This is a genomic window from Peribacillus sp. NPDC096540 (assembly GCF_050278525.1).
Lineage (GTDB): Bacteria > Bacillota > Bacilli > Bacillales > DSM-1321 > Peribacillus.
This window is the reverse complement of record NZ_JBNNTG010000096.1, coordinates 1-2,894: the sequence shown is the minus strand read 5'-3', so window position 1 is coordinate 2,894 and position 2,894 is coordinate 1. Positions and strand designations below refer to the sequence as shown.

The window sequence follows — 2,894 nt, the reverse complement described above, 5'->3', positions numbered from 1 at the left end:
ATCTGGCATTCAAATAATAATGATTCATATCAATATCATAGTAATACCCGGCATACCTGCTACTCGACTTATCCTTATTCAGCTAACCTGCCCCGATAGTTGCATAAGAAATGGAGCTGTTTCCAGCTCCATAGTAAAGCACCTGTCAGTTGAGTAATTTTATTCACCTTCTAAACAAACATCGAAATCTTTAACATGAACTGCATTCCCAGTAATTTCAACATCATAAAATTCATTGCTTTTCGAAATCTGCACCATAACTCGACCATCTTTTTGAATTTCATGACCTTGCTTGCTCTACTATAAGATTTAGATACTCTTCAATATTGTTGTTTTTTATGTATTTAGCAAAAAATGCTCCCATTACCCCCGAAGCAGTTCCCGTAACCGCATCTTCAATTGTGCCAGAGAATGGCGAAGAAAAGTGTCTCGCGTGCATATCAGCACTAGTATCATAGGTTTCCATACAAAAAGGATGAATAGATGATTTGGGCATTTCTTTCAAAATAGCAGGGAATTCCTTATTATTTGGTTTCATTTTTTTAAAAGCATCAAGTTCTTTTACTGGGATTAATAGTGTCCAAGTACCTGTACTTCCATATAGAATCGGTAGGTCGTCATGAATATCTGATTCTTTTAATCCTATCGAATTAGCTAAATCTTCTTTTGAACCATTGAATTTTTTAAATTGGGGGGAAGCCTGTTTCATTGTTATAAATATTTCGCTTTCAATAGTTGATTTAATTTTTATCGGCAAAATTCCTGCTCTTGTTTCAATTGTAAAATCCGTTTTATCCCCCAATAACCCTTTTGTTTTTAACGCATAAACGGTGGCCATTGTTCCGTGACCACATAAGTTCATTTCGTGCCCTGGTGTAAAAAAACGTATTCTAAGGTCAGCTATTTCTGATTGAACTGGAAAAGCAGTCTCATTGAACCCTACTTTGAAGGCTATTTCTTGCATTTCTTTATCAGTTAGCTCATCTCCTTTTAAAACTACTCCAGCTGGGTTCCCTTTATTAGGTTCTTTACTAAACGCATCATAATGATGAACCTTTATGGTTTCACATTACATTCCCCCATTGTTCAATTTAAAAAAGTCTTCATTATTTTACCATTAACTACTTAGTGCTTGTTGAACTATCCTGCCCCTTTAGTTCCTTAAGAAAAGAGCTGCCTTAAAGACAGCTCTGATCTTCAACTAACGCACCCATTAATTGCATATGAAAAAACAAAATCACTTCTGGTTTTTATTAAGGTAATAAAGGGCACAAGATGCTATTGAGAGAGCATTAACCAACAGTAAAATCAAAACTTGTACTAAACTAGGAATAGAATCAAAAAAGCTAAACTTGTAGAATAAGTAACCAAGGACTACAGCAGGCACTATTACAACAAACCACAAGAATTCTTTTTCCTTTATAGCTTGTATCCACACGAAAATTAAAAGTATTACTCCAATGAGATAAGAACTCAAACATCATTTCCCCTTATATAGACTTCACAATCTTTTTTACGCCATTATAAACTTAATTCCTTAAATGCGTTATCAATGCAAAAATACGCCATCTTTTTGGGTTCTCGCCAGATTTTTGTGGATTTACAACGATAAGTAATATGCAATGTTTTATGCAATACCTGAGATTGTACAGCATTGGTCAAAATGTTTCCCAACCGTTGTGGTAACTGACTTTCAAAGACCTTGCATAAAAAGGTGTATAAATAATGTTCATAGGAAAAGCCACAAAATGTTGATTTAACAATCTTTTGTGGCCTTTTAATGTACTCCCAAACTTTTATTTTGGAACGTTATTTAGCTACGTGAATATATAAGCTTTCTTGTCTTTAAATCGTAAATTTTATAATCCATTTCCCACATATGGTCCTTGGTCACCGTAATCTCACAGTAATAAGGTATTGATTTGCCATAGGCATCAAGTTCAGGAACCTCATCGAAAATATATTGGTCGTTTGTATCAATTATATTGAAAGTCGAATCAGAAGAACGACCAGATGAAGATATTTCTATCGTGCATTTTCCATTAACAACATCAAAGTCTTTCGTTATTACTTCTTTTAGACTTGGAATGGTTATCCATAAAAGTAAGAGACCCATTAGAAAACCGCCCAGCGATTTAATAGTCAGCCAAAATTCAATTTCTCTCTCTCTAAACATTTCAATTAAAAAAATACTTGTACCTATAACTGAAAATACACCTAAGCCAAATAATAAATAATAAAATAAAATTAAAATCCCATCCCTACGATAAATAATTACTATATCTACGTTAATCTAATAAAAAAGTTTCAAATTATCTTAATAACATTCCCGAAGCGCATTTGGTAACATTTCTTTATTTAGCGTTGTAAATCCGCATAAATCTGACGATACTCCTTGTTACACTAAACTGCCCCTTTAGTGCCATAAGAAAAAGAGCTTCTAATCAGCTCCTGTTATTGAAGTAAAGCACCGGTTAGTTTTAATATCTATTTATCTTCGTTATTACTTCTCTCATTATTTTGAAGATAAATCTTTTTAAGAGTTGAATTTATATTATTCAATGCAATTAGAATAACCCCCAACATAACAAAGGTTACTATTTCCCCAGTAAACCAAGATACTATTCCTAAAATTACAGCATAAAGAATGTATAACCAATTACTCATTTATTCAATATCCTCCCTAACCTACATAATTAACTAATTTTACCACAAATTTTCCCTTTTCTTTATACAACTAACCTGCCCCTTTAGTTCCATAAGAAACTTCTATGGCGGCGCTCCTCGCCGCCACCATCAACTACGAAAATCTAAACTCAAAAATAGAGTCTAACCCATTAACCCCTTGACGATAATGGATGATAACAATACAACCAGGCTGAGCTTTTTTTGGT

At 33.6% G+C, this 2,894-nt stretch carries 2 protein-coding genes and 1 pseudogene; all 3 read right to left on the bottom strand.

The window, feature by feature from the left end; all coding sequences use genetic code 11:
- Positions 1-159 precede the first annotated feature (159 nt).
- A pseudogene (locus ACQKMR_RS28270) lies at positions 160-1,060 on the bottom strand (PhzF family phenazine biosynthesis isomerase).
- 753 nt (positions 1,061-1,813) lie between these two features.
- Complete coding sequence (locus tag ACQKMR_RS28265; RefSeq protein WP_427700230.1) at positions 1,814-2,116, bottom strand: hypothetical protein; 303 nt, start codon at positions 2,114-2,116, stop codon at positions 1,814-1,816.
- Between the two features lie 371 nt (positions 2,117-2,487).
- Positions 2,488-2,667 carry a hypothetical protein gene (locus ACQKMR_RS28260; RefSeq protein ID WP_053345736.1) on the bottom strand — a complete coding sequence of 60 codons (180 nt, stop codon included), beginning with the start codon at positions 2,665-2,667 and terminating at the stop codon, positions 2,488-2,490.
- Positions 2,668-2,894: the final 227 nt, after the last annotated feature.

Bases quoted from the DNA above. Each gene is read 5' to 3' on its own strand.
- ACQKMR_RS28265 (WP_427700230.1), bottom strand. From the start codon at position 2,116: ATGGGTCTCTTACTTTTATGGATAACCATTCCAAGTCTAAAAGAAGTA.
- ACQKMR_RS28260 (WP_053345736.1), bottom strand. From the start codon at position 2,667: ATGAGTAATTGGTTATACATTCTTTATGCTGTAATTTTAGGAATAGTA.